This window comes from Streptomyces sp. ISL-12 (assembly GCF_018614415.1).
Lineage (GTDB): Bacteria > Actinomycetota > Actinomycetes > Streptomycetales > Streptomycetaceae > Streptomyces.
The window spans coordinates 39,572-62,054 of sequence record NZ_JAGGOO010000041.1; the positions used below are offsets into that span (position 1 = coordinate 39,572).

At 72.0% G+C, this 22,483-nt stretch carries 24 protein-coding genes; 14 read left to right on the forward strand and 10 right to left on the reverse strand.

Annotated elements, in window-relative coordinates:
• Nucleotides 1-41 precede the first annotated feature (41 nt).
• The gene (locus J7I94_RS12250) at nt 42-947 is read left to right on the forward strand and encodes a sirohydrochlorin chelatase (protein ID WP_215167081.1); all 906 of its coding nucleotides are present in this window, start codon (nt 42-44) and stop codon (nt 945-947) included.
• The gene (cobC, locus tag J7I94_RS12255) at nt 937-2,013 is read left to right on the forward strand and encodes an Rv2231c family pyridoxal phosphate-dependent protein CobC (protein WP_215167082.1); all 1,077 of its coding nucleotides are present in this window, start codon (nt 937-939) and stop codon (nt 2,011-2,013) included. The genes J7I94_RS12250 and cobC overlap by 11 nt, the downstream gene beginning before the upstream one ends.
• A 518-nt stretch (nt 2,014-2,531) precedes the next feature.
• Here the strand turns inward: cobC and J7I94_RS12260 are convergent.
• Nucleotides 2,532-3,623 (reverse strand): amidohydrolase family protein, encoded by a 1,092-nt coding sequence (locus tag J7I94_RS12260; protein WP_215167083.1) that lies wholly within the window; start codon nt 3,621-3,623, stop codon nt 2,532-2,534.
• 215 nt (nt 3,624-3,838) lie between these two features.
• On the opposite strand from J7I94_RS12260, the gene J7I94_RS12265 reads away from it, so the two are divergent.
• The 5 genes from J7I94_RS12265 (at nt 3,839) to thpD (ending at nt 8,525) form a co-directional block, all read left to right on the forward strand.
• Nucleotides 3,839-4,942 carry an aminotransferase class V-fold PLP-dependent enzyme gene (locus tag J7I94_RS12265; RefSeq protein ID WP_215167084.1) on the forward strand — a complete coding sequence of 368 codons (1,104 nt, stop codon included), beginning with the start codon at nt 3,839-3,841 and terminating at the stop codon, nt 4,940-4,942.
• 315 nt (nt 4,943-5,257) lie between these two features.
• Nucleotides 5,258-5,770 carry a diaminobutyrate acetyltransferase gene (gene ectA, locus J7I94_RS12270; protein WP_215167085.1) on the forward strand — a complete coding sequence of 171 codons (513 nt, stop codon included), beginning with the start codon at nt 5,258-5,260 and terminating at the stop codon, nt 5,768-5,770.
• A 66-nt stretch (nt 5,771-5,836) separates the two neighbouring features.
• The gene (gene ectB, locus J7I94_RS12275; RefSeq protein ID WP_215167086.1) at nt 5,837-7,108 is read left to right on the forward strand and encodes a diaminobutyrate--2-oxoglutarate transaminase; all 1,272 of its coding nucleotides are present in this window, start codon (nt 5,837-5,839) and stop codon (nt 7,106-7,108) included.
• Nucleotides 7,109-7,177: 69 nt separating this feature from the next.
• Nucleotides 7,178-7,606, forward strand: a complete 429-nt coding sequence (locus J7I94_RS12280) for an ectoine synthase (protein WP_215167087.1) — start codon at nt 7,178-7,180, stop codon at nt 7,604-7,606.
• 7 nt (nt 7,607-7,613) lie between these two features.
• Entirely contained in the window at nt 7,614-8,525 is a 912-nt protein-coding gene (gene thpD, locus J7I94_RS12285) for an ectoine hydroxylase (RefSeq protein WP_215167088.1), read from the forward strand.
• Nucleotides 8,526-8,597: 72 nt separating this feature from the next.
• Here the strand turns inward: thpD and J7I94_RS12290 are convergent, their stop codons facing one another.
• The 4 genes from J7I94_RS12290 to J7I94_RS12305 all read right to left on the reverse strand — a co-directional run bounded on the left by J7I94_RS12290 (nt 8,598) and on the right by J7I94_RS12305 (nt 11,809).
• On the reverse strand, nt 8,598-9,641 hold the full coding sequence (locus J7I94_RS12290; protein ID WP_215167089.1) for an aminotransferase class V-fold PLP-dependent enzyme: 1,044 nt from the start codon (nt 9,639-9,641) through the stop codon (nt 8,598-8,600).
• A 5-nt stretch (nt 9,642-9,646) separates the two neighbouring features.
• A complete protein-coding gene (locus J7I94_RS12295; protein WP_215167090.1) occupies nt 9,647-10,423 on the reverse strand; it encodes a DsbA family oxidoreductase in 777 nt (258 codons plus the stop codon).
• Between the two features lie 119 nt (nt 10,424-10,542).
• Nucleotides 10,543-11,151, reverse strand: a complete 609-nt coding sequence (locus tag J7I94_RS12300; RefSeq protein WP_215167091.1) for a DUF1349 domain-containing protein — start codon at nt 11,149-11,151, stop codon at nt 10,543-10,545.
• Between the two features lie 37 nt (nt 11,152-11,188).
• Entirely contained in the window at nt 11,189-11,809 is a 621-nt protein-coding gene (locus tag J7I94_RS12305; RefSeq protein WP_251075032.1) for a hypothetical protein, read from the reverse strand.
• Between the two features lie 233 nt (nt 11,810-12,042).
• Between J7I94_RS12305 and J7I94_RS12310 the strand changes: the two genes are divergently transcribed.
• Nucleotides 12,043-13,785 (forward strand): histidine kinase, encoded by a 1,743-nt coding sequence (locus J7I94_RS12310; RefSeq protein ID WP_215167092.1) that lies wholly within the window; start codon nt 12,043-12,045, stop codon nt 13,783-13,785.
• A 155-nt stretch (nt 13,786-13,940) separates the two neighbouring features.
• A complete protein-coding gene (locus tag J7I94_RS12315) occupies nt 13,941-14,603 on the forward strand; it encodes a response regulator transcription factor (protein ID WP_215167093.1) in 663 nt (220 codons plus the stop codon).
• Between the two features lie 3 nt (nt 14,604-14,606).
• Here the strand turns inward: J7I94_RS12315 and J7I94_RS12320 are convergent, their stop codons facing one another.
• Entirely contained in the window at nt 14,607-16,136 is a 1,530-nt protein-coding gene (locus J7I94_RS12320; RefSeq protein ID WP_215167094.1) for an aldehyde dehydrogenase (NADP(+)), read from the reverse strand.
• A 103-nt stretch (nt 16,137-16,239) separates the two neighbouring features.
• On the opposite strand from J7I94_RS12320, the gene J7I94_RS12325 reads away from it, so the two are divergent.
• The 3 genes from J7I94_RS12325 to J7I94_RS12335 all read left to right on the forward strand — a co-directional run bounded on the left by J7I94_RS12325 (nt 16,240) and on the right by J7I94_RS12335 (nt 19,041).
• A complete protein-coding gene (locus J7I94_RS12325) occupies nt 16,240-17,013 on the forward strand; it encodes an IclR family transcriptional regulator (protein WP_215167095.1) in 774 nt (257 codons plus the stop codon).
• Nucleotides 17,014-17,016: 3 nt separating this feature from the next.
• Nucleotides 17,017-17,490, forward strand: coding sequence for a GNAT family N-acetyltransferase (locus J7I94_RS12330; RefSeq protein WP_215167096.1), 474 nt, complete (start codon nt 17,017-17,019; stop codon nt 17,488-17,490).
• Between the two features lie 93 nt (nt 17,491-17,583).
• Complete coding sequence (locus tag J7I94_RS12335; protein ID WP_215167097.1) at nt 17,584-19,041, forward strand: penicillin-binding protein 2; 1,458 nt, start codon at nt 17,584-17,586, stop codon at nt 19,039-19,041.
• Here J7I94_RS12335 and J7I94_RS12340 read toward each other — a convergent pair whose 3' ends face one another.
• From J7I94_RS12340 to J7I94_RS12350, 3 genes are all read right to left on the reverse strand, one after another.
• Nucleotides 19,042-19,509, reverse strand: a complete 468-nt coding sequence (locus tag J7I94_RS12340) for a hypothetical protein (RefSeq protein ID WP_215167098.1) — start codon at nt 19,507-19,509, stop codon at nt 19,042-19,044.
• Nucleotides 19,510-19,832: 323 nt separating this feature from the next.
• A complete protein-coding gene (locus tag J7I94_RS12345) occupies nt 19,833-20,303 on the reverse strand; it encodes an NUDIX domain-containing protein (protein ID WP_215167099.1) in 471 nt (156 codons plus the stop codon).
• A gap of 2 nt (nt 20,304-20,305) precedes the next feature.
• A complete protein-coding gene (locus J7I94_RS12350; protein ID WP_215167114.1) occupies nt 20,306-21,025 on the reverse strand; it encodes a helix-turn-helix domain-containing protein in 720 nt (239 codons plus the stop codon).
• A 282-nt stretch (nt 21,026-21,307) separates the two neighbouring features.
• Here J7I94_RS12350 and J7I94_RS12355 point away from each other — a divergent pair, with 282 nt between their 5' ends.
• Nucleotides 21,308-21,550 carry a hypothetical protein gene (locus J7I94_RS12355; RefSeq protein WP_251075050.1) on the forward strand — a complete coding sequence of 81 codons (243 nt, stop codon included), beginning with the start codon at nt 21,308-21,310 and terminating at the stop codon, nt 21,548-21,550.
• Nucleotides 21,538-21,783: a hypothetical protein gene (locus J7I94_RS12360; RefSeq protein ID WP_215167100.1), complete on the forward strand. Its 246-nt coding sequence runs from the start codon at nt 21,538-21,540 to the stop codon at nt 21,781-21,783. Before J7I94_RS12355 ends, J7I94_RS12360 begins: the two co-directional genes overlap by 13 nt.
• A gap of 191 nt (nt 21,784-21,974) precedes the next feature.
• Here J7I94_RS12360 and J7I94_RS12365 read toward each other — a convergent pair whose 3' ends face one another.
• A complete protein-coding gene (locus J7I94_RS12365) occupies nt 21,975-22,478 on the reverse strand; it encodes an SUKH-4 family immunity protein (RefSeq protein WP_308114551.1) in 504 nt (167 codons plus the stop codon).
• Between the last annotated feature and the right edge of the window lie 5 nt (nt 22,479-22,483).

Consider the following 22,483-nt stretch of genomic DNA (forward strand, 5'->3'; position numbering starts at 1 on the left):
CCCGAACCGCTTCACTTTTCCCGATTCCTTGAGGAGACGTTGTGACCACCCCGCCCGCCCTGCTCATCGCCGGACACGGCACCCGGGACGACGCCGGGGCCGAGGCGTTCCGGGACTTCGTGCGCGAGCTGGGCCGCCGCCACCCCGAACTGCCCGTCGCCGGCGGGTTCATCGAGCTGTCCCCGCCGCCGCTGGGCGACGCGGTCGCCGAGCTGGTGGAGCGGGGGGTGCGTCGGTTCGCCGCCGTGCCGCTGATGCTGGTCTCCGCCGGGCACGCCAAGGGCGACATCCCGGCGGCGCTGGCCCGCGAGAAGGAACGGCACGCCGGGATCTCGTACACCTACGGCCGTCCGCTGGGTCCGCACCCGGCGCTGCTGCGGGTCCTCGAGCGGCGGCTGGCCGAGGCGATGGACCCCGGCTGGGACCCGGCCGAGGTGACGGTGCTGCTGGTCGGGCGGGGGTCGACGGACCCGGACGCCAACGCCGAGGTGTTCAAGGCGGCGCGGCTGCTGTGGGAGGGCCGGGGGTACGCGGGCGTGGAGACGGCGTTCGTGTCGCTGGCGCAACCGGATGTGCCGGGCGGCCTGGAGCGGTGCGCGCGGCTCGGCGCGCGCCGGATCGTGGTGCTGCCGTACTTCCTGTTCACCGGCATCCTCCCGGACCGGGTCAGGTTCCAGACCGAGGAGTGGGCCGGCGCGCACCCGGAGACCCAGGTGCGTTCGGCGGACGTCATCGGGCCGGAGCCGGAGCTGCTCGACCTGGTGTGGGAGCGGTACGAGGAGGCGGTGCGCGGTGATCTGCGGATGAACTGCGACTCGTGCGTGTACCGCATCGCGCTGCCGGGCTTCGAGGACAAGGTGGGGGCGCCGCAGCAGCCGCACTTCCACCCCGACGACGACGGCCATCACCACCACGGCCACGGGCACGCGCACTCCCATGCGCACTGAGGGGACCGTGCCCGCCGGGCGCGGCCACGACCTGCGCCACCACGGCGACGCCGAGGTCCGGGGCGACGGGGCCGCGCTGGTGGACCTCGCCGTCAACGTCCGCGCGGGCACCCCGCCGGCCTGGCTGCGCGAGCACCTCACGGCCTCGCTCGGCAAGCTCGCGGCCTACCCGGACGGCCGGGCGGCGCGGGCGGCGGTGGCGGCGCGGCACGGGCTGCCGGTGGAGCGGGTGCTGCTGACGGCGGGCGCGGCGGAGGCGTTCGTGCTGCTGGCGCGGGCGCTGAAGGTGCGCCGGCCGGTCGTGGTGCACCCGCAGTTCACGGAGCCCGAGGCGGCGCTGCGGGACGCGGGGCACACGGTGGACCGGGTGCTGCTGCGCGCCGGGGACGGCTTCCGGCTGGACGCGGCGGCCGTGCCCGAGGACGCCGACCTGGTGGTGGTCGGCAACCCGACCAATCCGACGTCGGTGCTGCACCCGGCCGGTGTACTGGCCGGGCTGGCCCGGCCGGGACGGACGCTGGTGGTGGACGAGGCGTTCATGGACGCGGTGCCGGGCGAGCGGGAGGCGCTGGCCGGGCGCGCGGACGTGCCCGGTCTGGTGGTGCTGCGCAGCCTCACCAAGACCTGGGGGCTGGCCGGGCTGCGGATCGGGTACGTGCTGGCGGCGCCGGACGTCATCGGCGAACTGGAGCGGGCGCAGCCGTTGTGGCCGGTGTCCACGCCCGCGCTGGCGGCGGCCGAGGCGTGCGTGGGGCCGCGGGCCCTGGCGGAGGCCGCGCACGCCGCCCACCACGTCGCCGCCGACCGGGACCGCCTGGTCGCCGGGCTGAAGGAGTTCGCCGGGCGGGGGCTGCGGGTGGTGGAACCGGCCGAGGGGCCCTTCGTCCTGGTACGGCTGCCGGGGGCCGCCGACGTACGCCGGCGGCTGCGGGACCTCGGGTACGCGGTCCGGCGGGGGGACACGTTCCCGGGGCTGGACGAGGAGTGGCTGCGGCTGGCGGTACGGGACCGGGCGACGACGGACGGCTTCCTGCGGGCGCTGGACCGGGCGGTCGGGCGGGGCTGAGCGGGGGCGTCGGAGGGGGCCGTCCGCTCCCGAGGCCGGCAACGAGCTGATCCCGAACGCAGGGCGATTGCCGCTACCGTGCACGCGCATCCGTGCAGTTCCCGCCAGCGCTCACGAAACGCTCCCCGTGGCTCGCGGAGGGCCTCGCCGGCTCTGGTGCCGAGGACCTTGAGATCCTCAGGTCCGGCAGGCCCGGGCCCTCGCAGGCAGTTCATCGCGTCCGGGTTCTCGTCGCCCTCGGGCTCGGCCCACTCCAGTCGGACAGCGCCGCGGCCAAGCCGACGCGGTCCCTGACACGGACACGGTCGAAGCCGGGCTTCCGTGGCTTGAGGGCATCCATGAAGTGAGTGCTCGCGGGTCGCCCGCCCGGCCGAGTCCGGCGAGGTCGCGGGCGGAGATCACGCGGGCCCCGGCATGCTCGGCCGTATCGAAGTACGCCACCCGTTCGGGGACGTCGTCGCCGAGCCCGACCATCTGGTCGTACTGCTGGCGGATCAGCTTGCGCAGTCACCGGGGAGTCACCCCACGACCCGCCCGTTCACCACCACCCGCGCCGGCGCCCCCAGCACCCGCACATCCGCCCGGGGGTCGCGTTCGTACACCACCAGGTCGGCCGGGGCGCCCTCCCGCAGGGCGGGGCGGCCGAGCCAGGCGCGGGCCGACCAGGTGGCGGCCGAGAGGGCGGTGAGCGGTGGGATGCCGGCCGTGACCAGTTCCGCGACCTCCGCCGCCACCAGCCCGTGCGGCAGCGTGCCGCCCGCGTCCGTGCCGACGTAGACCGGGATGCCGGCGTCGTGGGCGTCGCGGACGGTGTCGTAGCGGCGGGCGTGCAGCCGGCGGAGGTGGGCGGACCAGCGGGGGAACTTGGCCTCGCCGCCGGCGGCCAGGTCCGGGAAGGTCGCGATGTTGACCAGGGTGGGGACGATCGCGACGCCCCGGGAGGCGAACAGCGGGATCAGGTCGTCCGTGAGGCCGGTGGCGTGTTCGACGCAGTCGATGCCCGCCTCCACCAGGTCGCGCAGGGAGTCCTCGGCGAAGCAGTGCGCGGTGACGCGGGCGCCCAGGCGGTGGGCCTCGGCGATGGCCGCCTCCACCGCGCCGCGCGGCCAGCAGGCCGACAGATCCCCGAGGTCGCGGTCGATCCAGTCGCCGACCAGCTTGACCCAGCCGTCGCCGCGCCGGGCCTCCCGGGCGACGTAGGCGGGCAGGTCCTCGGGCTCCACCTCCCAGGCGTAGTTGCGGATATAACGGCGGGTGCGGGCGATGTGCCGCCCGGCCCGGATGATCTTCGGCAGGTCCTCGCGGTCGTCCACCCAGCGGGTGTCGGAGGGCGACCCCGCGTCCCGCAGCAGCAGCGCCCCCGCGTCCCGGTCGGCCAGCGCCTGCCGCTCGGCGACGTCGGCGGGGACCGCCCCGTGCCGGTCGAGGCCGACGTGGCAGTGGGCGTCGACCAGGCCGGGCAGCGCCCAGCCCTCGACGGTACGGACGTCCCGGGCGCCGGCCGGACGGTCGTAGGAGACCCGTCCGTCGATCACCCACAGCTCGTCGCGGACCTCCTCCGGTCCCACGAGCACCCGGCCCTTCACGTGCAGCACCGCGCCATCGCTCATGCCCCGCAGCCTAATCAGCCCTCTCCCCGGGCCCGCCGTGCGGTCGGGGGACCAGTCACCGCCGTAGCGGAAGCCAGGGTTCCGGGCGTGACCGTGTCGCAACGGACGGGCTCCGGCGCGAGTCGGGAGGCATGCCGCGGTTACCCTCGACCCGTACGCCCGCGTACGCCCACCCGTACGCAGTGACCCTGTGCTGTAGTGAAGAGAGCGCCACCGTGACCAACCCCTTCCTGGACCTCCCCCCGCTGAGCGCCGGCCGTTTCGCCGCGATCGAGGACCGCGTGGCGCGGCTGCTCGGCACCGCACAGGACGTGGTGATCACGCAGGGCGAGGCGCTGCTGCCGCTGGAGGGCGCGATCCGCGGGACGGCCGGGCCGGACACCGTGGCGCTGAACGTGATCACGGGACCGTACGGGCAGACCTTCGGCGACTGGCTGCGGGACTGCGGCGCGACGGTGCACGACCTGGCGGTGCCCTTCCACGAGGCGGTGACGGCGGACCGGGTGCGGGAGGCGTTCGCCGAGCACCCGGAGATCGGCTTCGTGTCGCTGGTGCACGCCGAGGCGGCGACCGGGAACACCAACCCGGTCGCGGAGATCGGCGCGGTGGTGAAGGAGCACGGCGCGCTGTTCTACCTGGACGCCGTGGCCTCCGTGGGCGCCGAGCCCGTACTGCCGGACGCCTGGGGCGTGGACCTGTGCGTGATCGGGGCGCAGAAGGCGATGGGCGGTCCGGCCGGGGTGTCGGCGGTGTCGGTGAGCGAGCGGGCCTGGGCGCGGATGGCGGCGAACCCCGGGGCTCCGCGCCGCTCGTACCTCTCCCTCCTGGACTGGAAGGAACGCTGGATCGACGGCGGGCGCACGGCGCTGCCGCACGCTCCGGCGCAGTTGGAGATGCTCGCCCTGGAGGCGTGCGTGGAGCGGATCGAGGCGGCGGGCCCGGCATCGGTGATGGCGCGGCACGCCTCGGCCGCGGCGGCCACCCGCGCGGGCGCCCTGGCGCTGGGCGGGGGCCTCACGCCGTACGTGCGCGCGGCGCGCGACGCGGCGCCGGTCGCCACGACCCTGCGGGCGCCGGCCGGCCTGGACGCCTCGGAGCTGGTGGCGCGGGCCCTGGAGTCGAACCCGGCACTGCCGCTGGCCGCGGGCGGCGGCGCCCTGGCCAAGGAGATGATCCGGGTCAACCACTACGGGCCGCACGCGACCCGCGGTGCCGTCCGCGGCTGTCTGGACGCGCTCGGCACCGCACTGGCCGAGAAGGGTCTGCCGACCGATCCGGAAGGCGCCCACCGGGCCGCCGAGGGCGCCTGGCAGGCGTAACGGGAACTGAATTCGGGATTCCTTCGGGGAGATAATCAAAAACAATTCAGAATTCTTTCCAGGGCAGCTTCCCATATTCTTCTGCCCGCTTTCCCGAGGGCTAAACACTAAGATTTCGCGAACACTTCCGCCGGGTTACCTGATTGTGACCCGTTACACAAGCGGTCCGTTTCGCCCCATAAGTCCCGGGCAAATCACCCCAAAACCCGGGCTCCTCGCGCGATCACTCGCGCCCGCGTGATAACACATACCCTCGCCATCCGTAACCCCGTCCGGCGATGCAATTTTGAATTTCCCTGGGTAAGTTCAATTTGCATGACTGCCGCACAAGCAGACCTGCACATCGATCGCCCGAGAGTGGCGGACGGAGCCGCGCTGTGGCGTATAGCGAGGGATTCGAAGGTCCTGGACCTGAACTCCTCCTACGCCTATCTGCTGTGGTGCCGTGACTTCGCCGCGACCTCGGCCGTCGCCCGCGCGGCGGGCGGCGAGGCGGTCGGGTTCGTCACCGGCTATGTGCGGCCGGACCGTCCCGGCACCCTGCTGGTCTGGCAGGTGGCGGTGGACGAGGCGTACCGCGGTCGCGGACTGGCCGCGAAGCTGCTCGACGGTCTGGTCGCGCGCACCGTGACGGAGCAGGCGCTGACCACGCTGGAGACGACCATCAGCCCGGACAACCTCCCCTCCCGACGGCTGTTCACCTCGTTCGCCGAGCGCCACGGCGCCGCGCTGGAGCGAGAGACGCTGTTCGACGCCGGTCTGTTCCCCGACGGACCGCACGAGCCCGAGGTCCTGTACCGCATCGGCCCCCTGTCAGCGGCCCGCTGACACCGGACCCCCACCGACTTCGACTTCCCTCACCTCACCCCTCACCGCACCGAGGAGCGATTCGTCGTGACCATCACCCAGCCCGACCTGAGTGTCTTCGAGACCCTGGAGTCCGAGGTACGCAGCTACTGCCGCGGCTGGCCCACCGTCTTCGACCGCGCGCACGGCAGCCGCATGTACGACGAGGACGGCCACGAGTACCTCGACTTCTTCGCCGGAGCCGGGTCGCTCAACTACGGGCACAACAACCCCGTGCTGAAACGGGCGCTGATCGACTACCTGGAGCGGGACGGCGTCACGCACGGTCTCGACATGTCGACCACCGCCAAGCGCCGCTTCCTGGAGACCTTCCAGAACCTGGTGCTGCGCCCCCGTGACCTGCCGTACAAGGTCATGTTCCCCGGCCCGACCGGCACCAACGCGGTGGAGGCCGCGCTGAAGCTGGCCCGCAAGGTCAAGGGCCGCGAGGCGATCGTCTCCTTCACCAACGCCTTCCACGGCATGTCGCTGGGCTCGCTCGCCGTGACCGGCAACGCCTTCAAGCGGGCCGGCGCCGGCATCCCCCTGGTGCACGGCACCCCGATGCCGTTCGACAACTACTTCGACGGCACGGTCGAGGACTTCCTGTGGTTCGAGCGGCTCCTGGAGGACCAGGGCTCGGGCCTGAACAAGCCCGCCGCCGTGATCGTGGAGACCGTGCAGGGCGAGGGCGGCATCAACGTGGCCCGCCTGGAGTGGCTGCGCGCGCTCGCCGAGCTGTGCGAGCGGCAGGACATGCTGCTGATCGTCGACGACATCCAGATGGGCTGCGGCCGGACCGGCGCCTTCTTCTCCTTCGAGGAGGCGGGCATCACCCCGGACATCGTCACCGTCTCCAAGTCCATCAGCGGCTACGGCCTGCCGATGTCGCTGTGCCTGTTCAAGCCCGAGCTGGACGTCTGGGAGCCGGGCGAGCACAACGGCACCTTCCGCGGCAACAACCCCGCCTTCGTCACCGCGACCGCCGCCCTGGAGGCCTACTGGGCCGACGGCTCCGCGATGGAGAAGCAGACCCGGGCCCGCGGCGAGCGGATCGAGCAGCACCTGATCTCCATCACCGAGGAGAACCTCGCCGACGTCAAGGAGTACCGGGGCCGCGGCCTGGTCTGGGGCCTGGAGTTCCACGACAAGGACCGCGCCGGCCGCGTCGCCAAGCGCGCCTTCGAGCACGGGCTGCTGATCGAGACGTCCGGCCCGGAGAGCGAGGTCGTCAAACTGCTCCCGGCCCTCACCGTCACCCCCGACGAGCTGGACGAGGGCATGAAGACCCTCGCCCGAGCCGTCCGCGAGACCGTCTGAGACGGTTCCGCGCCCCCTGTAACACCCCGTATCACCCTGTAACACCCGAGTAGGAGGCATCGCCACACCGTGATCGTCCGTTCCTTCGACGAATTCAAGGGCACCGACCGGCACGTCAAGTCCGAGGGCGGGACCTGGGAGAGCACCCGCATCGTCCTCGCCAAGGAGGGCGTCGGCTTCTCCGTCCACGAGACCATCCTGTACGCGGGTACGTCGACGGACATGTGGTACCAGAACCACATCGAGGCCGTCGTCTGCACCAAGGGCGACGCCGAGCTGACCGACCGCGAGACCGGGAAGACGTACCACATCACGCCCGGCACCATGTACCTCCTCAACGGCCACGAGCGGCACACGCTCAAGGTCAAGGAGGACTTCCACTGCATCTGCGTGTTCAACCCGCCCGTGACCGGACGGGAGGACCACGACGAGAACGGCACCTACCCTCCCCCAGAGCCGGAGGCCTGGGGGGACCCCCAGCTCACCGAGGAGGTGTGAGGAACCCGTGACCGCGACCACCGAGAACGCCGCGACCACCGTCACCGATCTCTACCCCACCCGGGGCGTCACCGAGGTGGCCACCCCCCGGCAGGACCCGGTCGTCTGGGGCGCGCCCGACGCGCCCGGGCCGTTCGGGCCGGGCGACCTGCAGTCCTTCGAGCGCGACGGCTTCTTCGCCATCGACCAGCTCATCACGCCGGACGAGGTCGCCGTCTACCGGGAGGAACTGGACCGCCTGGTCACCAGCCCGGAGATCCGCGCCGACGAACGCTCCATCGTCGAGCCGCAGTCCAAGGAGATCCGGTCCGTCTTCGAGGTGCACAGGATCAGCGAGGTCTTCGCGCGGCTCGTACGCGACGAGCGGGTCGTGGGCCGCGCCCGGCAGATCCTCGGCTCGGACGTCTACGTCCACCAGTCGCGGATCAACGTCAAGCCGGGCTTCGGCGCCAGCGGCTTCTACTGGCACTCGGACTTCGAGACGTGGCACGCCGAGGACGGTCTGCCGCGGATGCGCACGGTGTCGGTCTCGATCGCGCTCACCGAGAACTACGACACCAACGGCGGGCTCATGATCATGCCGGGGTCGCACAAGACGTTCCTCGGGTGCGCGGGCGAGACGCCGAAGGACAACTACAAGAAGTCGCTGCAGATGCAGGACGCGGGCACGCCCTCCGACGAGGGGCTGACCAAGATGGCCTCCGAGTACGGCATCAAGCTGTTCACCGGCAAGGCCGGCTCGGCGACCTGGTTCGACTGCAACTGCATGCACGGGTCCGGGGACAACATCACCCCGTTCCCCCGCTCCAACGTCTTCATCGTGTTCAACAGCGTGGAGAACGCGGCGGTGGAGCCGTTCGCGGCGCCGGTACGGCGTCCGGAGTTCATCGGCGCGCGGGACTTCACGCCGGTGAAGTGACCGTGTGACGCACGCCCCCCGGGCCGGTGCCTCTTCCCGTGCGGTACGGGAGGCACCGGCCCGGCGGCGTCCCTACAGGGCGTTCAGCAGCCGGTCGACGTCCGCGTCCGTGTTGTACAGGTGGAACGCGGCGCGCAGGTTCCCCGCCCGGTCGGAGACCTGGATGCCGGCCCGGCTCAACTCGCCCTGCCGGTGCCCGAGTCCGGGCACCGAGACGATCGCCGAGCCCGGCGCCGCCACCGGCTCGTGCCCGAGCGTGGCCAGCCCGGCCCGGAACCGGTCGGCGAGCGCGAGGTCGTGGGCGTGCACGGCCTCCACACCGAGTTCCTCGATCAGTGCCAGGGAGTGCCGGGCGGCGGCGTAGGAGAGCAGGGCGGGGCTCTCGTCGAACCGGCGGGCGGAGCGGGCCAGTTCCTGGACCGGGCCGTAGGTGCTCTGCCAGGGGTGCTCGCCCGCGGCCCAGCCGGCGAACAGCGGGGTCAGCCCGCCCAGGTCCTCGGGGACGACGAGGAAGGCGACCCCGCGCGGGCACAGCACCCACTTGTAGGCGACGACCGCGACGTAGTCGACGTCGGCGGCGGCCAGCGGCAGCCAGCCGGCCGCCTGGGAGGCGTCCAGCAAGATCCGCGCGCCGTGCTCCCGGGCGGCGGCGCGCAGCGCGGGCAGGTCGACGAGCCGTCCGTCGGCGGACTGGACGGCGCTGACGGCGACGAGGGCGGTGTCCGCGGTGACCGACTCGGCGATCCGCTCCAGCGGCACGGCCCGCACCTTCAGGTCGCCGCGCACGTGGAACGGGTTGACCAGGGAGCTGAAGTCGTCCTCGGCGGTGAGGACCTCGGCGCCCGGCGGCAGCGAGGCCGCGATCAGGCCGCTGTAGACGGCGACCGAGGCGCCGACGGCGACCCGGGTGACGGGCACCCCGGCGATCCGCGCGAACGCGGCCCGGGACGCCTCGACGTCGGCGAACATGTCCGACGGCTGCCCGGCCGCCACGGACGCCACCGCGTCCCGCAGCGCGGCGACGGACCGGGCGGGCAGCAGCCCCAGAGTGGCGGTGTTCAGATAGACGGTCTCCGGCTGGAACTCGGCACGGACGAGACGATCGAAGCTCTGCATGCCCCCTACTGTGCGGCCCCTGCCGTCCCCCGTCCATCGTGTTCTCCGGTTCCCGGCACCGCGCAGCCGTCGGGACCGCAGGCGTCGCCGCCGTCCCCGCCGTCCCCGGCCGCCGGCGCGCCCTGGACCATGGCGAGCGGCGCCCGCGCCTGCCACGCCTGGGTGAGTGCCTGCGTGAAGACCTCGGCGGGCTGGGCGCCGGAGACGCCGTACGCCCGGTCGAGGACGAAGAACGGCACGCCGTTGGCGCCGAGCCGCGCGGCCTCCCGCTCGTCGGCGCGCACCTCGTCGGCGTACGCCGCCGGGTCGGCGAGGACCTCGCGCGCCGCGTCCGCGTCGAGACCGGCGGCGCCGGCCAGCTCGACGAGGCGTCCGTCGTCGTCGAAGACGGACCGCTCCTCGGCGAAGTTCGCCCGGTACAGCAGGTCGAGCAGCTCCGCCTGGCGGCCCCGCTCGCGGGCGAAGTGCAGCAGCCGGTGCATGTCGAAGGTGCTGCCGTGGTCGCGGCCCCGGGTGCGGTACGGCAGGCCCGCGGCGGCGGCCTGGGTGCCCAGGTTGTCCTCGCCGGCCTCGGCCTGCGCCTCGCTCATGCCGTACTTCCTGGTGAGCATCGCGATCACCGGCTGAACGTCGTCCTTGGCGCGGCCCGGGTCCAGCTCGAAGGAACGGTGCACGACCTCGACCTGATCCCGGTGCGGGAAGGCGGCCAGCGCCTTCTCGAAACGGGCCTTTCCGACATAACACCAGGGACAGGCGATGTCGGACCAGATTTCGACGCGCATCGTGATCGGCACTCCAGGTCGTACGGGTACGGAGACTCCCTCCGGCGACCGCGTGAACATTCAAGGAGCCGCTTCCATTCCCGCAGCCCCCCGCGGCTCCCCCGGCTCCCCCGGCTCCCTCAGCTGCCGTCCCGCAGATCACGCGGCCAGTGGGGCCGGTACTCGATGTGGTCGTACGTCACCACGCACCCCTCCCCCGTCGGCGACTGGGTCATGAAGCCGATCAGGGCGGCCCCCGTCTCCGTCTCGTCGCCGAGGGTGAAGAGGCGGACGAAGGTCCAGTGCTCGCCGTCCCGGGAGGCGTGGAAGGCGAAGGCACGACCGGTACGGCTCACCCGGAGCCAGACGGATCCGCCGTCGACGGTGAAGGAGTTGACGTCGTCGGAGTGGCCCCGGGTGACCACCGTGCAGACGGTGGGCACGTCCGGCGAGTACTCCAGGCAGAGCTTGGCCCACGCCCGCTCGCCCACGTGGACGTAGAGGACGCCGGCGTCGAAGGCGGCGGCGAAGCCGACCGTGACGCGGGCGATCAGCTGGAAGTCGCCCTCGGGCGCGCCCAGCAGGCGCGGCGCGTCCGAGGCCGGGTCCAGGGCCTCGTCGGTGGGCGGCACGAAACGGTCCTGCCGGGGTCCGGCCCGTCCGGTGAGGACGCCGTCCTCGTGGGACCAGTGGCCGTCGGGGCCGTAGGTGCGCAAGGGGAAGGGCAGTTCGGGGATCTTCAGGTCCATGACGGGATTCTCGCAGGCGCGCCCCGGGCGGTCCCGGTCAGCGGCCCTGGAACGCGTCCAGCGCCACGGCCTGGGCGATGGCGAGGCGCGGGTCCAGACCGGGCGCGGCCATGTCCACCACGTAGCGGTCGCGCAGCCCGAACTTCTTGTCGACCGTCATCACCGGCTTGCCGTCCGTCTCGAAGTCGAAGTGGTACGGCCACGGGAACGGCACCTGGTCCAGCGGCAGGAAGCCCCAGACGCGGCGGAAGACGGCCACGAACCAGTTGCGCTCCCGCCCGACGGCCGCGGGCGCACCCGGCTGGTCCAGCACCCACGTCGAGCGCACCAGGGAGGCGAAGAACCTCTCCTCGAACGTGCCGATGAGGTCGCCCTGGGCGTCCCGTACGTCGTAGCCGTCGCCGAGGTCGCGGAGGCTGCGGTCCCTCACGGTGAACAGGACCCGCTTCCTCGACTCGTCGGCGTAGAAGGTCGTCTCCTCCTTGAGCGAGAACCACTTCAGCTCGGCGACGGCGAGTACGTCGCCGTCGGAGCCGTCCGGCAGCAGCTCCCGCACGGTGTACCGCTGGGCCGTGAGGGCGACCTCCTGCCGCACGGTGAAACGCCCACCGGTCCACTGTCCCGCGCTGTCCGCGGTTCCGCCCACAGTCTTGCGCAAAGTTCCGCCCACAGTTCCGCTCCCGAAGCCGTCGGTTCCCACGCCGTCGCCCGTGTGCGTCCGGCGCAGCCATCGTCACCGCGCGCCCCGTCCCGGAGCAGTCTCCGTAAGTCGTCCTCGGCAACGACCAAAGAGGACAGGCGTCTTGGCGGGCCCGGCGTTCACTTTCGTCGTCCGGAGCCGCGCCGAAGGGGGGATGCGGACGCCCGGGGGCGAGCCTCTATCGTCTGCGCGTGGACGTAGCCGAAACACCCCGCACCGGCCTGTCGCTCCGTCGCCGGCTCGCCGCCGCCTCCCCCTGGCCCCGCAAGCGGATCGTCGGCGAGGCCGTACTCGCCGTGGCGCTCTCCGGGATCGCGGGCCCGCTCTACTCGACGGAGTCCGGGTCCGTGGCGCGGGGCGGCGCCCTGGCCCTGGCCGTCGCCGTACTGTCGCTGGCCCGCCGCGCCCTGCCGGCGACCGTGCTGATGGTCTCGTCGGCCCTGGCCGGGTCGGTCCTCGGTACGTTCGCGCTGCTGATCTGCGCCAGCTGGTCGGCGGGCAGCCGCATCGGGCGTCCGGCGCGCGCGCTGGCCGCGTACGCGGCCGGGCTCGCGCTCTACGTCGTTCCCGCCCTCACCGTCGCGGCCGACGACGGGCTCTGGACGTCGCCGCTGGTCACGCTCGCGCTGGGCGCGAGCCCCTTCCTGGTGATGGCGGTCGTGCCGGGGCTCGCCGCCCGGTACCGCGCCCAGCGCCACGCCCTGCTCGACGCCCTGCGCCGGCACAACGCCCAACTGGTGCGGGAGCAGGCGATGGTGGCGCGGCAGGCCCGGCTGCTGGAGCGGCACCGCATCGCCCAGGACATGCACGACAGCCTCGGCCACCAGCTCGCCCTGATCGCCGTGCACACCGGGGCGCTGGAGGTGGACCCGGAGCTGAACGACCGCCAGCGGGAAGGGGTGGGCATCCTCCGGGAGGCCGCCAGGTCGGCGATGCGGGAGCTGCGGGAGGCCGTGGGCATCCTGCGGGACGACGCGGAGGCGTCCCCGCCCGGGGCCGAGGACCCCTCGGCGGACCGCACGGCGGCCTCCGTCGACACGCTGGTCGCCTCCTCGCGGGCCGCGGGCACGCCGGTGGAGCTGCGCCGGTCCGGCGCCGAACGGTCCCTCACGCCCGCCGTCGACCGCGCGGTGTACCGCATCGTGCAGGAGGCCCTGACCAACGCCCACAAGCACGCGCCGGGCGCCCCGATCACCGTGGCGCTGCGCTACGAACCCGACAGCCTGGTGGTCGAGGTGGCCAACGGCCCGGTACCGGCCGGGGCGCCGGCCGGTCCCCCCGCGATCAGCGGCGGCCAGGGACTGACGGGCCTGCGGGAGCGGGCCCGGCTGGTCGGCGGCATGGTGCACACCGGCCCCACCCCCGACGGGGGTTTCCGGCTCGCGGGTGTACTGCCGTACGGCGCCGTCGCCGGTGCCGGTGCCGGTGACACCGACGGCGAGCGGCCGTCCCGTCCGGACGAGGCGACTTTCGTCGCCGCGGACGACGACTTCCGGGGGAAGATCGGCGGGGGCTCCGCGGGCGACGGTGGTGGCGTCATCGAACGCACCGATCCGCACAAGGAGTTCGCGACCATCATGAGCAGCAAGAAGAACGTCGCCCTGGGATGCGCCATCACCGCCGTGGTCCTCGTCGTGGGCGTCGGCGCCCTTCTGTTCTGGGGGGTGGGGAAGCTGATGGACGAGGTGGAGGACGGCGTCATCCCGGCGAGCGTGTACAAGTCGGCCCGGGTCGGCGACGCCGAGGCGGAGCTGCGGAAGAAGTTCCCGGAAGGCGGCTCGCTGCTCACCGACGGCGTGGAGAAGGACGGCCCGCCGCTGCCCGAGGACGCGGTCTGCGAGCACTTCGTGGACCAGGACGCGGACATCGTCTACCGGTTCTGCTTCCGCGACGGGAAGCTGTCCTCGAAGGAGTCCTACACGTACGAGGCGTGACGCGGCCCGCGTGCCCACGCCCCCGGCCCGCGACCGCACCCGCGACGGGATCGGGCGTCACGGGATCGGACATGGCGGGATCGGGCGTCACGGGATCGGGCATGATGGGCGGGCTCACCATCCGCTCGTCATACCGACACCGCGCAGGAGGCCGCGTGATCCGGGTCCTCGTCGCCGACGACGAACCGCTCATCAGGGCCGGCATCAGGATGATCCTCACCTCGGCCGACGACATCGACGTCGTCGCCGAGGCGCGGGACGGCAGGGAGGCGGTGGAGACCGCCCGGAGCATCGCGGTCGACGTGGCCCTGCTGGACATCCAGATGCCCGTGATGGACGGGCTGACCGCGCTGGCCGAGCTGGGCCGCGCCGCGCCCGGGGTACGCGTGCTGATCCTGACCACGTTCGGGGAACGGGACAACGTCCTGCGGGCGCTCGGCCACGGCAGCGCGGGCTTCCTGCTGAAGGACTCCGCGCCGCAGGAACTGATCCACGCGGTCCGCGCGGCGGCGGCCGGCAACGCCTATCTGTCCCCGGCCGCCACCCGGCACGTGGTGGACACCCTCGCCTCCCCCTCCGCCACCGTGCGCGGCGAGGAGGCGCGCCGCCGCCTGGCCGGGCTGACGGCGCGCGAACGGGAGGTGCTGGCCCTGCTCGGCGAGGGCCTGTCCAACGCGGACGCCGGCGCCCGCCTGCACATGAGCGAGGCCACGGTGAAGACCTACGTCAGCCGCATCCTGACCAAGCTCGACTGCGAGAACAGGGTGCAGGCGGCGCTCCTGGCCCGGGACGCGGGCCTGGAGCCGAGCGCGGGCTGAGCCTCAGCGCTCCAGCACCCCGTTGAACCGCCGGGGCAGCCCCAGCTCGTTGGCGTCCCGCAGCTCCACCGGCAGCAGTGCCTCCGGCGTGTTCTGGTACACGACGGGCCGCAGCCACCGCTCGATCGCCGTCCCGCCCACCGACGTGGACGTCGACGTGGTCGCCGGGTACGGCCCCCCGTGGTGCTGGGCCGGAGCCACCGCGACCCCGGTCGGCCAGGCGTTCACCAGCACGCGCCCGGCCAGCGGCGTCAGCTCCTCCAGGATCTCCGCGCCCCGTCCCTCGCCGGCCGCCTCGCCGGAGGACAGGTGCACCGTCGCCGTCAGGTTGCCCGGCAGCCGCGACAGCACGGCCTCGACCTCGCCCTGGTCCTCGTAGCGCACCACGACGGTGACCGGTCCGAAGCACTCCTCCAGGAGCAGGTCGTACTCGCCCTCCTGGGCCAGCTTGCTCGCCGGCACCGTGAGGAAGCCGGGGCTGACGGTGTGCTCGTCGCCCGGGCCCGGGGTCACCGGGGCGTCGACACCGGGCAGCTCGGCCCGCTCGGCGACGCCGGCGATGAAGTTGTCCCGCATGCGGTGGTCGAGCAGGACCCCGGCGCCGGTGCCGCTGACGGCCTCGGTCAGGGACTTGACCAGCTGGTCACCGGCCGCGCCGGCGGGGGCCAGCACCAGGCCGGGCTTGACGCAGAACTGCCCGACGCCCATGGTCATGGACCCGGCCAGCCCGGTGCCGATCGCCTCGGGGCGCTCGGCCGCCGCGGCCTCGGTGACCACGACCGGGTTGAGGGAGCCCAGCTCGCCGTGGAAGGGGATCGGCACGGGGCGGGCCGCCGCCGCGTCGAAGAGGGCGCGTCCGCCGCGTACCGAGCCGGTGAAGCCGGCCGCCGCGATCAGCGGGTGCTTGACCAGCTCGACGCCGGCCTCGAAGCCGTGCACCAGACCGACGACGCCCTCGGGGATGTCGTGCCGGGCTGCGGCGCGGCGCAGCACGGCGGCGACCCGCTCGGACAGGGCGGGGTGGTCGGGGTGGGCCTTGACCACGACCGGGCAGCCGGCCGCGAGCGCGCTCGCGGTGTCGCCGCCGGGGACGGAGAAGGCGAAGGGGAAGTTGGAGGCCGAGTAGACGGCGACCACGCCGAGCGGCACCTTGTAGCGGCGCAGGTCGGGGACGGGCGGCGTGGCGGTGTCGTCCGGGTGGTCGATGACGACACCCAGGAACTCGCCCTCGTCGACGATCTTCGCGAAGGCCCGCAGCTGGTAGCAGGTGCGGGCGAGTTCGCCGTTCAGCCGGACCGGGCCGAGCGCCGTCTCGGCGTCCGCGACCTCGACGAGCGCGTCCTTGGCCGCCTCCAGCTCGTCGGCGGCGGTCCGCAGGAAGGCGGCGCGGACGGTGCGGTCGGCGAGCGCCTCGCGCGCGGCGTGCGCGGCGCGGACGGCGGCGTCCACGTCCTGGGCCGTCGCCTCCACCGCGACCTGTTCGCGCTGCTTCCCGGTACGGGGGTCGACACTCCAGACTGGTGTTGCTGCCACCGCGGGTCCCTCCAGATCTAGGGACGTTCGATATACTGAACGCTGTCTCCATGGATGAATACGCTCGGAGACTATTTCCCGTCCGACGAAGGGGTCAAGGCCGATGCCGACAGGCGAGACAGGCGGCGGAGCGCAGGTCAAGTCCGCGGTGCGGACCGTCGAACTGCTGGAGTACTTCGCCGGACGCCCCGGCATGCACTCCCTCGCGTCGGTCCAGGAGGCCGTCGGGTACCCGAAGTCGAGCCTCTACATGCTGCTGCGCACCCTGGTCGACCTCGGCTGGGTGGAGACGGACGCCACCGGCACGCGGTACGGCATCGGCGTACGGGCGCTGCTGGTCGGCACCTCCTACATCGACGGCGACGAGGTGGTCGCGGCGGCCCGCCCGACCCTGGACCGGCTGAGCGACGACACCACCGAGACCATCCACCTCGCCCGCCTGGACGGCACCAACGTGGTCTACCTGGCCACCCGCCAGTCCCAGCACTACCTGCGCCCCTTCACCCGCGTCGGCCGCCGCCTGCCCGCCCACTCCACCTCCCTCGGCAAGGCGCTGCTGAGCACGTACACCGACGAGCAGGTCCGCAAGCTGCTCCCCGAGACGCTGCCGGCACTGACCGAGCACACCCTCACCGACCGGGAGGAGCTGATCGGGGAGCTGCGCCAGATCCGCGAGCAGGGCTTCGCCGTGGACCGCGAGGAGAACACGCTGGGGCTGCGCTGCTTCGGCGTCGCGATCCCCTACCGCACCCCCGCGCGGGACGCGATCAGCTGCTCGGTGCCGGTGGCGCGGCTGACCCCGGCCCACGAGCAGCTGGTCAAGGACGCCTTGTTCGACGCCCGCGACCGGCTGCTGCTGGCCACCCGGAGGCTCTGAGCGATGCGGGTGGCGCTGCGCGAGGTGCACGACAGCGACCTGCCGGTCTTCTTCCGGCACTTCCAGGACCCCGAGGCGCTGCGCATGGCGGCGTTCACCCCCGAGGACCCGGCCGACCATGCCGCCTTCGAGGCGCGCTGGAAGCGGATCAGGTCCTCGGCCGACGTGGCGCGCACGATCCTCGCCGACGGGGACGTGGTGGGCAACGCGGCGGTGTACGGGGAACCGGGCGAGCGCGAGGTGACGTACTGGGTGGACCGCGCGTACTGGGGCCGGGGCGTGGCGACGGCCGCGCTGCGCGCGCTGCTGGCCGAGGTCCCCGAGCGCCCGCTGTACGCGCGGGCCGCCGCCGACAACGCGGGCTCGCTGCGGCTGCTGGAGAAGTGCGGCTTCCGTCCCGGCGTGCGGGCGAGGGCCTTCGCGCAGGCGCGGGGCGAGGAGATCGAGGAGATCGTGCTGACGCTGTCGCGTTCATGAGACGACATGAGACGGCATGAGATGACATGAGACGACGATGAGAAATCGGGCGGGAGGGAACGATTCCCTCCCGCCTTTCGTCGTCTGAGCGGGATGAACAAGACGATCAGGCGCGCGTCGGTCTTCGCACTGCTCCTGGTGTTCGCACTGCTGGTGCGGGCCACCTGGGTGCAGTTCTACGAGGGCCAGGCGCTGGCGGACGACACGGACAACCGGCGCAACGCGATACAGACGTACGCGGGGCCGCTCGGGAACATCATCGTGGCCGGCGAGGCGGTCACCGGATCGGCGCGGACGGAGGGCAGTGACCTCGCGTACAAGCGCACGTACAAGGACGGCGAGCTGTACGCGGCGGTGACCGGCTACGCCTCGCAGGCCTACGCGCCCACCCAGCTGGAGGGCATCTACGAGGACCTGCTCAACGGCACCGACCCGCAGCTGAAGACGGTGATGGACACCGTCACCGACCAGCGGGCCGACCCGGGCAACGTGATCACGACGATCGACCCGGACGTGCAGCGGGCCGGGTACGAGGCGCTGGGCGACACCAAAGGCGCCGCCGTCGCGATCGACCCGAAGACCGGGAAGATCCTCGGGGTGGTGTCGACCCCGTCCTACGACCCGACCTCGCTCACCGACGCCAACACGGCCGGTACGGCGTGGAAGAAGCTGAACGCGGACGACGACAAGCCGCTGACCAACCGCGCCCTGCGCCAGCCGCTGCCGCCGGGTTCGACGTTCAAGCTGGTGGTGGCATCGGCGGCGCTGGAGGACGGCCTGTACGCGTCGGTGGACGAGAAGACCGACAGCCCCGACCCGTACACCCTGCCCGGCACGGTCACCCCGCTGACCAACGAGAACCCGAACGCCCCCTGCGAGAACGCCACCATCCGCGTCGCGCTCCAGTACTCCTGCAACAACGTCTTCGGCAAGATGGCCGTCGACCTGGGCCAGGACAAGGTGCGGGCGATGGCGGAGAAGTTCGGCTTCAACGACGACGAGCAGGACGTCCCGGTCCGGGCGTACACCAGCGTCTACCCCTCGGACATGGACGAGGCGCAGACCGGCCTGTCGGGCATCGGCCAGTTCGACGTGACCGCGACCCCGCTCCAGATGGCGATGGTCTCCGCCGCCCTCGCCAACGGCGGCGAGCTGGTCACCCCGCACATGGTGGCGCAGACCACCGACAGCGACGGCGACGTCCTCAAGGACTACGACGAGGACGCGAAGACGACGAGGATCGTCAGCTCCGACACCGCCGAGCAGCTCCAGTCGGCGATGCAGACGGTGGTCGAGGACGGCACCGGCTCCAACGCCCAGATCGACGGCGCCACGGTGGGCGGCAAGACCGGTACCGCGCAGCACGGCGAGAACAACAGCAAGACGCCGTACGCCTGGTTCACGTCCTACGCCAAGTCGGACTCGACGGGCGAGGAGGTCGCCGTCGCGGTGATGGTCGAGCAGTCCGACGCGGCCCGCTCGGAGGTCAGCGGCAACGGGCTGGCGGCACCGGTGGCGAAGGCGATGATGCAGGCGGCGCTGGACGACTGACTAGCCGAGCAGCTTGAGAAGCTGAGCATCGAGGAGAACACCGGGGACATCGGGCGTACCACTGAGGTAGGCGACGGTGTCCCCGGCGCGCAGCACGAAGGCCCGCGTCCCGCCGGCACTCAGCCCGACCGCCTGATCGACCCCGTCGGGCGCGGTCACGGCAACGACCTTCCCGAACTCCCGCCGCTCACCATCGACAGTCCCCTCGAACCCCTCCGCACAGGAGTCGAACGCGGCCCCGATCGCGTCCAGCGCACCGGCGGCCTGCCCGGCCCCGTACTCGGCGACCACCACCCGCACCTCGGCCCCCTCCCCCACCACGTCCCGCACCTCGACGGACGAGGGCTCACCGACGACCGCGCCGGCCAGCGCGTAGGCAAGCGGAGCACAGGCGTCCACGCCGACCGCGACCTCGGCCCGCGCCCCTTTCCCGACGCTGAACCCCTCCACGTCCTGCCCGCCGAGCACGGCACCATCCACCCCGCCCGGCCTCGCGGAGGCACTCGCCTGAACACTCGGCTTCAGCAGCCCCTCCGCGGAGTCACCCCCACCGGCGACCACGTCACACGCGGCCAGCCCTCCACACAGAACGGCCAGCGCCCCGCCCCACCCCACCCGCCGCACATCCACCGTCGCGCTCCGCTCGACCAGGCCGTATACGGCGCGGGCGGGACCCGTACGGCCGCCCGCGCTCCCGCAACCTACCGTGTCGGATCTTCGACTGGCGGGCGGCCTCACCACAGATGTCCGTGGTGGTGCGGGGTTGTTGGCGTCGTCTTCCGTCTGGCGGTTCAGCCCAAGTACGGCTTCTCGCGCTGTTCCAGAAAGTGCTGGATCCTGAGCCGTTGGGTGTGGTGCATAGGCAGTTGCTGGATCTCATCCGGCGGCACGAACCGAAGCTCGGTGGACTCGTCGGAGATCTCCAGCCGGCCACCGGTGATGCGGGCGGTGAAGCAGACGTTGAACTGTCGCCGCACTTCGCCGTCGGCGTAGGCGATGATGTGTTTTGGGTCGGTGTAGGTCCCGACCAGCCCGGTGATCTCGACGTCGAGGCCAGTTTCTTCCTTGACCTCGCGGACGGCCGTGCCTGGCAGGGAGTCGGTGAGGTCCATGCCGCCTCCGGGCAGGGCCCACAGGTCGTTGTCGCGGCGGCGCTGGAGAAGAATGCGCCCGTGGTCGTCGGTGACGACGGCGGAGGCGGCGACGACCATGCTGTTCGGCTTGGGTGCGCTGGGGTCGTCGTAGTACTCGGTGCGGACCACGGTCAGCCTTCCTCTCCTACGGGCGTCGCCGTCGCCCACACCGCGTCGAAGCTCTCGGCGTAGGTGTCGAACATGCCGCCTGTCTCGTGTCGGCGAAGATGCCATACGGGGGCGGCGTAGGCGTTGACACCCCAGACGTGTGCGTTGACGAGTTGCTGGTCGTCGACGCGGTAGAGGGAGTTGTAGAGCGTGGTGCTGTGAGTGCGGACTTCGATGCCGGGGGTGCCGGCGAGGGGCCTGTAGTGCATGAGCGCGAGGCGGCAGCGGGATTCGATGCCGTGGCCGAACCGCTCCTCTTGGCCGCGGGCTTGGACGGTGTCGCCGTCGGCGTCCCCGACCGCGACGCGGACGGTGCAGCCTTCGGCGGCACGTTCGGCGAGAAGTTCGTTCAGCCTCGGGCACGCCTCGTGGAGGAAGACGGCCGCGTAGACGAGGACGTCGATCCGTTCCCGGGCCTGGGCCATCAGGTCGGTGAACGCCGAGACCGGGATGTCGGCCCGCTGCTCGTAGAGCGCCACCAGCTCGGGACTGATGGCGCGGGCGGGGCGGGCCTGACGGAGCGCCGGCCAGAGTGCGTGCACGTCTTCTCCCAGAGCCTTGGCCGCCTGGAGGGCGGTGGCACGACGTGGGATACGCCCGAGGTTCACCCAGCGCTCGACCGACTTGGGGTCGACCTCGACCTGCTGAGCAAGTGCGGCGTACGTCCAGCCTCCCGCCGCCATGACGGCTCGTAGTCTCTCGTTCGGCACGAGTCTCCCCCTTCGCCCCAGGACGGCACCAGGGACGTTCTACACGGTGCAGGACGTCCCAAAGTGGGGTTTGGTGGCGGTTCCTTCGTCCCAGTGACCAGCGTGAGGATCGGTGCCGACCCTGCGGCGCCGACAGGCCCAGGGGCACACTTCAACGCCGCCGAGGAGCTTCACCGTGCGACTGAACGCCACCCCATGTGTTCCCGCCCTGCGACTGGACGCCCGGTCGTGCGCCGCCTCGCCGGGGTGGTCACGATGACGGTCCCCACCCCTGATGCCGACGGACACACCCTCTCACCCGATGCCGGCGCCTTGGTGGTCGACCGGCGGAGCGGCAAGGTGGGCGTGGTGATGGGGCATGCGGGGCCGTACGTGCAGCTTCGGCCGCCGCACGGTGGCCGGGAATGGGACGTGCCACCCGAGGACCTGCGCCAGCCGACTTCAGCGGAGGAGTTGAGTGCGAAGGTGGCCCTGGCCAACCGGAGGTGGGGACGGTGACCCCTCGCTCGGTCCTGCGCTACGAGACCTGGACCCTCCAGCCCGACCGCGAGCCGGACGCGGAGCCGGTCCTGTACGCGATGCAGTGTGCCGTGGACGGAGAGACCTCACCGACGAGCGAGGGCTTCACCGAACCGCAGGACTGGGTACTGCGGCACTGCGGCCAGAACCCGTCCCACCACACCTACCGGGAGATCATCACCCGGCCCTGGCGGGCCTGGCGGCAGACCTGACCCGCCCCGCTCGCCCGGGCGCCGCACCGCGCTGACCCATCCGGCTCCCGTCCCTGCCGGACGCAATTGCAGAGCGCCGAACCAATCAGACACCGCGACCCCTGTTATCCACCAACACAACAGCGGCGGCCCTCCACCGCCGTACACCCGATGCCTGTGATACTGATCATTTCTGAGGTGACGGGACCGGATTACTCCGGGGCAAGAACTCCCAGTTCGACCTCCTCGAACACTCGGGGCCACCACCCTTCTTCGTCCTCGAACACCTCAGGATCGGCATCTTCAGCGGCGGCAACAGTACGTTCCACCAGCGAGTCGTACAAGTCGTCTTCTTCATGCACACCGGAACATACGAACAGCTCCCAGATGTACAGTATCCGCTGAAGTGAATTCAATGAGGTATTCACGCGGATGAAGCTACTCTGCTCATCCGCATACCCCTTCTTCATCCACACAGAACCGTCGGTCTTGGACAGGTAGTAGCTGTTGACTCCATCCTCGAAGTCACCCAGAAAAACCAGAGGTCCCGTCGCAGGGCTCTCCGCCAGTTCCAACTCTCGGTCGGCGTTGCGCACGAACATGCGGTGCACGTCCTCCGGCAACCCCCGCTCCGACAGGAGTTCGACCTCGTCGCTGCCCAGTCCTGCCCTTCGCAAGGCCGCCACGTCATACGGTGACCACCGCACGTCACTCACAGAAA

What these genes read in the sequence shown, in the direction of transcription:
- ectA (WP_215167085.1), top strand. Translation starts at nt 5,258, where the DNA reads ATGACTGCCGCACAAGCAGACCTGCACATCGATCGCCCGAGAGTGGCG.
- J7I94_RS12260 (WP_215167083.1), bottom strand. Translation starts at nt 3,623, where the DNA reads ATGAGCGATGGCGCGGTGCTGCACGTGAAGGGCCGGGTGCTCGTGGGA.
- J7I94_RS12330 (WP_215167096.1), top strand. Translation starts at nt 17,017, where the DNA reads ATGCGGGTGGCGCTGCGCGAGGTGCACGACAGCGACCTGCCGGTCTTC.
- J7I94_RS12290 (WP_215167089.1), bottom strand. Translation starts at nt 9,641, where the DNA reads ATGCAGAGCTTCGATCGTCTCGTCCGTGCCGAGTTCCAGCCGGAGACC.
- cobC (WP_215167082.1), top strand. Translation starts at nt 937, where the DNA reads ATGCGCACTGAGGGGACCGTGCCCGCCGGGCGCGGCCACGACCTGCGC.
- J7I94_RS12350 (WP_215167114.1), bottom strand. Translation starts at nt 21,025, where the DNA reads ATGGCGGCGGGAGGCTGGACGTACGCCGCACTTGCTCAGCAGGTCGAG.
- J7I94_RS12325 (WP_215167095.1), top strand. Translation starts at nt 16,240, where the DNA reads ATGCCGACAGGCGAGACAGGCGGCGGAGCGCAGGTCAAGTCCGCGGTG.
- J7I94_RS12300 (WP_215167091.1), bottom strand. Translation starts at nt 11,151, where the DNA reads ATGGACCTGAAGATCCCCGAACTGCCCTTCCCCTTGCGCACCTACGGC.
- J7I94_RS12355 (WP_251075050.1), top strand. Translation starts at nt 21,308, where the DNA reads ATGACGGTCCCCACCCCTGATGCCGACGGACACACCCTCTCACCCGAT.
- J7I94_RS12295 (WP_215167090.1), bottom strand. Translation starts at nt 10,423, where the DNA reads ATGCGCGTCGAAATCTGGTCCGACATCGCCTGTCCCTGGTGTTATGTC.
- J7I94_RS12335 (WP_215167097.1), top strand. Translation starts at nt 17,584, where the DNA reads ATGAACAAGACGATCAGGCGCGCGTCGGTCTTCGCACTGCTCCTGGTG.